General features: G+C 58.4%; 7 protein-coding genes and 1 other RNA gene. 3 read left to right on the forward strand and 5 right to left on the reverse strand.

Features of this window, described 5'->3' with window-relative positions; translation table 11 throughout:
• Positions 1-297 (forward strand): DUF2339 domain-containing protein (locus AC3B8H_RS17940; RefSeq protein ID WP_488442913.1); only part of this gene is annotated, 297 nt, incomplete at its 5' end.
• Positions 298-373: 76 nt separating this feature from the next.
• On the opposite strand, the gene AC3B8H_RS17945 is transcribed toward AC3B8H_RS17940, so the two are convergent.
• The 5 genes from AC3B8H_RS17945 to ffs form a co-directional block, all read right to left on the reverse strand.
• Positions 374-712, reverse strand: coding sequence for a histidine triad nucleotide-binding protein (locus AC3B8H_RS17945; RefSeq protein ID WP_064030767.1), 339 nt, complete (start codon positions 710-712; stop codon positions 374-376).
• Between the two features lie 10 nt (positions 713-722).
• On the reverse strand, positions 723-1319 hold the full coding sequence (gene recR / locus AC3B8H_RS17950) for a recombination mediator RecR (protein ID WP_488442914.1): 597 nt from the start codon (positions 1317-1319) through the stop codon (positions 723-725).
• A gap of 3 nt (positions 1320-1322) precedes the next feature.
• Positions 1323-1646: a YbaB/EbfC family nucleoid-associated protein gene (locus tag AC3B8H_RS17955; protein ID WP_064030769.1), complete on the reverse strand. Its 324-nt coding sequence runs from the start codon at positions 1644-1646 to the stop codon at positions 1323-1325.
• Positions 1647-1660: 14 nt separating this feature from the next.
• Positions 1661-3313: a DNA polymerase III subunit gamma/tau gene (gene dnaX, locus AC3B8H_RS17960; RefSeq protein ID WP_488442915.1), complete on the reverse strand. Its 1653-nt coding sequence runs from the start codon at positions 3311-3313 to the stop codon at positions 1661-1663.
• Between the two features lie 33 nt (positions 3314-3346).
• Positions 3347-3443, reverse strand: an RNA gene (gene ffs / locus AC3B8H_RS17965) — signal recognition particle sRNA small type.
• Between the two features lie 192 nt (positions 3444-3635).
• Here ffs and AC3B8H_RS17970 point away from each other — a divergent pair.
• Positions 3636-4742, forward strand: coding sequence for a response regulator (locus AC3B8H_RS17970; RefSeq protein ID WP_488442916.1), 1107 nt, complete (start codon positions 3636-3638; stop codon positions 4740-4742).
• 34 nt (positions 4743-4776) lie between these two features.
• Positions 4777-5490 (forward strand): DUF4118 domain-containing protein (locus tag AC3B8H_RS17975; protein WP_488442917.1); only part of this gene is annotated, 714 nt, incomplete at its 3' end.

Genomic DNA, 5490 nt, shown 5'->3' on the forward strand with positions numbered 1-5490 from the left:
TTCAATTCATTTAATATTGACACGGAGAGTAAAAACATCAAAGGCATTCGCGGCTTTGTCACGACAGTTTGGTGGGCATCCTTGGCTGGCTGGATGATATATTCAGGCGTTAAAAACAACTCAGATAACGACCAAAAGAACATTGGCTTCGGGCTATTTGCCTTAACTATTTTCAAGATTTTATTTGTAGACCTTAATAGCATAAACACCAATTTCAAGATTTTTGTATTCATGCTGGTTGGAGTTCTTATGCTAGCGATTTCATTCTCTGCCAATAAAAAAACATCGCCGAAATAACATTCAGAGATTATGAAAATAGATTAACAGACACCGAAGAGCAGGTCGTCGTCCTTGGATTTTCCATAGACCACCACTATCCCGGCGGCCAATGCATTGCCCGGCCGGCCAGCAGGTGCAGGTGCAGGTGGAAAACAGTTTGGCCGCCGTCGGCGTTGCAGTTCAACACGGTGCGGTAGCCGCTGTCGGCATAGCCCAGATCCTTGGCAATTTTCGCGGCCGTTTGCAGCAGATGACCACCCAGCTCGGCATCGTCCAGATCGTTTAGGTTGGCGATGTGGCGTTTCGGAATCACCAACACGTGTAGCGGCGCTTGCGGATGCAGGTCGCGGAAGGCCAGAACCTTATCGTCTTCGTAGACCACATCCGGCTTGATTTCGCCGGCCACCATCTTGCAGAACAAACAATCGCTCATGAGCTCTCCTTTAAAGTTCGCGCCGGCCGCTGAATGCCGCCGATAACGTGCCGCTATCGATGAATTCCAACTCGCCGCCCATCGGTACGCCGTGAGCGATGCGGGTGGCTTGTATCCCAAACTTGGCGGCAACTTCGCCGATAAAATGCGCGGTGGCTTGGCCTTCCACCGTGGAATTGGTCGCCAGGATGATTTCTTTTAACGTGCCGGACGCCATGCGTTGCTCCAGCAGGTCGAAGCCGAGTTGGTCCGGGCCGATGCCGTCCAGCGGCGACAAGCGGCCGTGCAACACAAAGTATTTGCCCTTGAAGGTGGTGGCCTGATCGACCACCCAAACGTCGGCGGCACTCTCGACGATGCACAGCGTGTCGTTTTCCCGTAGCGGATTGGCGCAAACTTCGCAAACTTCGGTTTCACTCAGGGTACGGCAATCGCGGCAATAGCCGATTTCGGCGACGGCTTTTTCCAGCAATTTACCGAGTTGGCGAGCGCCCTCGCGGTTGCGCAGCAATAAATGGAAGGCCATCCGCTGCGCGGACTTGGGTCCGACGCCGGGCAGACAGCACAGGCTCTGGATCAATTCCTTCAGCAGACCCTGGTTAGCCATGGTTTAGAACGGCATTTGAAATCCGGGCGGAATCGGAATGCCGGCGGTGACGTCGGCCATTTTTTCTTTCTTCATTTTGCCGACCTTGTGCACGGCGTCGTTGATCGCCGCCGCCACCAAGTCTTCCAACATATCCTTGTCGTCGCCGACCAGCGAGGGATCGATGCTGACCTTGCGCACTTCGCGCTTGCCGGTCATCAGTATCGTCACCAAGCCGCCGCCGGATTCGCCCAGCACCTCCATGTTTTCCAGTTCTTCCTGGGCTTTTTTCAAGTTTTCCTGCATTTTCTGGGCTTGTTGCATGATGCCCGCGAGTGCGTTTTTCATCGTCTCTCCGCAATTCAGTTGATCGGCTCGATGCTGCCGGGCAATATCCGGGCGCCGAAGGTATCTTTCAGGGTTTGCACGGTCGGATCGGCGTTGATCGCGTCCACCGCGGCTTGCTGCCGGTCTTCCCGCGCTTTTTGGATTTGCAGCGCCGGCGTCATTTGATCGCTGGCCCGAGCGGCGATCTCCAGCTTGATTGGCCGACCGAAGTACTGTTGCAGCGCGCTGCGTAGCGTATCCTCGGCCCGGGTGCCGACCTGATGAAAACTCGGGTCCAGCAACAAGCGGCAAGCGCGATCGTCAATGCCGTCCAACACGCAGTTGTTGGCCAACTCCCTGGCTCTGCCGCCGATGTTCAATGCGGCGATAATCTCCGGCCATTGCTCCGGACGGAGCGAGTGTGGCGGAACCATGGACGTCGCGGGCTTTGGCTCGACGGCGATCGGCCGTTCCGCCGCCTCGGCGGATGTTACGACAGCCGCCGCAGGTTCGGAAACCGGCGCGGGTTCTTTGACGAGTGTTGATGGCCGGCCGGCGGTCACCGCCGATTCCGGCGGCGTCTCGGCTCGCCGCTGCTGATCGAGCGTTTTCGGCCGGAATGTCAGCATTCTCAACATGGTCATTTCGAAGCCGGTGCGCGGATCGGGCGCCAGCGGCAGATCGCGCTGACCGAGCAAACCAATCTGGTAGTACAGTTGCACGTCCTCGGCGGCCAGCGTCCGCGCCAATAGACCGAGAAATGCTTGATCGAACTCGGCATCGACGAAATCGGGAATTTGTTGCACCAGCGCGACGCGATGCAAGACTCTAAGCATTTGCTGCAAGATGTCGGCGAAATCCGGCGACAGTTCGGCAATATCGCCAATCTTGGCCAGCAAGGCCTTGGCGTCGCCAGTCGCCAGTTCCCGCAGCAAGTCTTCGACCGGCTGCCTCGCCACGGTGCCAAGCATGCCGACCACCGCCGCATGTACAACGCTGCCGCTGCCGTAAACGATGGCTTGATCCAACAGACTCAAGCCGTCGCGCAGACTGCCGTCGGCCGCGCGGGCCAATATTTTCAACGCCGGCATTTCGAAACCGATCTGTTCCTGTTCCAGGATGAATTGCATCTGCGCGGCGATCTGTTCCGGGGCCAGCCGTTTCAGATTGAATTGCAAACAACGCGACAATACCGTGACCGGAATTTTGTGCGGATCGGTGGTGGCCAGCAAAAACTTGACGTGCGGGGGCGGCTCTTCCAACGTCTTCAACAAGGCGTTGAAACTGTGGCCCGACAGCATGTGGACTTCGTCGATCAGATAAACCTTATAGCGGCCCTGATTCGGCGCATACTGGACATTGTCCAGCAGATCGCGGGTGTCTTCGACCTTGGTGCGCGACGCCGCGTCCACTTCGATCATATCCATGAAGCGGCCTTGCTCGAAGGCTTGGCATACCGGGCACTCGCCGCAGGGATTGAAATCCTGGAGATTTTCGCAATTTATGGCCTTGGCCAGGATGCGGGCAACCGTGGTTTTGCCGACGCCGCGGGTACCGGTGAACAGATAAGCGTGGTGCAGGCGGTCGTGACGCAACGCGTGTATCAGGGATTGGCTGACATGCTCCTGGCCGACAAGCTGGGAGAAGTTGCTGGGACGCCATTTTCTGGCGAGGACCTGATAAGCCATTGGCAGCGCGGGTAGGCTAGGTTTGGGCGGCTACTGCGCCAGCCGCATCCCGGCACACGAATCCGCTGCTACCGTTGCTTCCTTCCGGACCTGGCGGGGTTTACAGCGTATCGTTGCGAGAGGACCGACACAGTAACCATAAAACATCAGCCGTGGGCTGAAGAGCTGCGCATTATCCTTAAAACCTCCGGCCAACGCAACACCCCAAACGATATTTTCCGGCGACGGCGAACCCGGCGAGGGCCATTTGCAATTCTCCGACGGAAGCGGTAGTGTTTGCCACCCAAACTTCGCGTTACCGCGTCCCGACCGAGGCCTTACCGTGATAGCTCCCGCCAGCGCAGAACCCGCCACGCTACTGATCGTCGACGACATGCCCGAGAATCTGCACATTCTCGGCGCGTTGCTTCAGGGCGCCGGCTATCGCGTCAAGGCCGCCAATTCCGGCGCCGCCGCGCTACGTTATGCCGACCAGCCCCCGCGCCCGGACCTGATCCTATTGGACGTCATGATGCCGGAACTCGATGGCTACCAAGTCTTGACCCGCTTGAAAGCCGCGCCCGATAGCGCGGACATTCCGGTGATCTTTCTGACCGCGCTCGACGATGCTCGCGACGAACAATACGGCCTACAGCTCGGCGCCGCCGATTATATCGCCAAGCCCATCCAGCCCGCCGTGGTGCTGACTAGGGTCGCCGCCCAACTCGAAGCCAAACGGGCCCGCGACTGGCTCGCCGATCAAAATGCCTTCCTGGAGAACGAAATCGGCAAACGGATGGCCGAAAACGAACTGACCCAAAATGTCAGCATTCTAGCCTTGGCCCATCTGGCCGAAACCCGCGACCCGGAAACCGGCCAACATTTGTTGCGCACCCAAGGCTATGTCCGAACCTTGGCCGAAAGCTTGCGGAACCATCCCCGTTTCAGCCAGACCTTGACGCCGACCTATATTAAATTGTTGACGCGATCGGCACCGCTGCATGACATCGGCAAAGTCGGCATTCCCGACTATATTCTTACCAAACCCGGCAAGCTGACCGCCGCCGAATGGGAGATCATGAAAACCCACGCCAAGCTGGGCAGCGACGCCATCGAACGCGCCGAGCGCGATGTTCACGCCTCGGCGGCGTTTTTGGCGCTGGCCAAGGAAATTGCGCATTGGCATCATGAAAAATGGGACGGCAGCGGCTACCCCGAGGGCTTGCAAGGTGATGCGATACCGATTTCGGCGCGCATCATGGCGTTGGCCGACGTATTCGACGCACTGATATCCCAACGGAGCTACAAACCACCGATCGCGTTCGACGAAGCCGCCGACATCATCATGGCCGGCCGGGGGCGGCATTTCGATCCCGATATTACCGACAGTTTCGCGCACTGTCTGGAGAGCTTCAAAATGATCGCCACCGAATTCCGGGACCCGCTTTAGCGCCGAGCGGCGGCCGACCCAACCGGACAGCAATATGACGCCCAACGCCGCCAGACCGTTCACGCAAACCCAACCGGCGGTGTTGAGCCGCGGCCAGATCGGCAAGATCGTCGGCTTATACGCGTTGGCGGGCTTCTTATGGATACTGTTCTCGGACGAAGCCATCGTTGCGCTATTTCCCGAGCCCGCGAGATTCGCCTTCGTCAGCACGGTAAAAGGCTGGATTTTCGTGGCCTTGACCACCTTGCTGCTCTACCTGCTGTTAGCCCGCTACGGCCGCCACGCCGAACCCTTAGCGCCGGTGCCGGCCGAGGCTCGCCCAGGCGGGCTTCGGTTGATATTGGCGGGTGTTTTACCGGTCGTGGCGGCCGGCGTGCAATGGAGCCTCTGGAGCATCGTTTCGCCCTACGCCTGGTTTCTGATGTCCCCCGCGGTGTTCTTCGCCGGCTGGCTGGGGGGCTGGCCAGGCGGCATGTTGGCCACGGTCAGCGCCATCGGCCTAGTCTGGTACATTTTCATTCCGCCGCCGTTCTCGTTCGAATTGGCCGAACCGGCCCAATTCGTGTCGATGACGCTGTTTCTGGCCATAGGTATCTTGTTCAGTTACTTCCACCATCGTCTTCACCAACTGATCGCCACCAACCGCCGCTTGTTAAACGCCAGCGAATCGGGCTATCTGACCACTTTGAAGAGTATTGGCGATGCCGTCGCGGCGGTTGATCCGGCCGGCCGGATCGAGCTGTTGAAT

It is taken from the genome of Methylomonas sp. BG-2, from assembly GCF_057766305.1.

Bases quoted from the DNA above. Each gene is read 5' to 3' on its own strand.
- AC3B8H_RS17945 (WP_064030767.1), bottom strand. From the start codon at position 712: ATGAGCGATTGTTTGTTCTGCAAGATGGTGGCCGGCGAAATCAAGCCG.
- recR (WP_488442914.1), bottom strand. From the start codon at position 1,319: ATGGCTAACCAGGGTCTGCTGAAGGAATTGATCCAGAGCCTGTGCTGT.
- AC3B8H_RS17955 (WP_064030769.1), bottom strand. From the start codon at position 1,646: ATGAAAAACGCACTCGCGGGCATCATGCAACAAGCCCAGAAAATGCAG.
- dnaX (WP_488442915.1), bottom strand. From the start codon at position 3,313: ATGGCTTATCAGGTCCTCGCCAGAAAATGGCGTCCCAGCAACTTCTCC.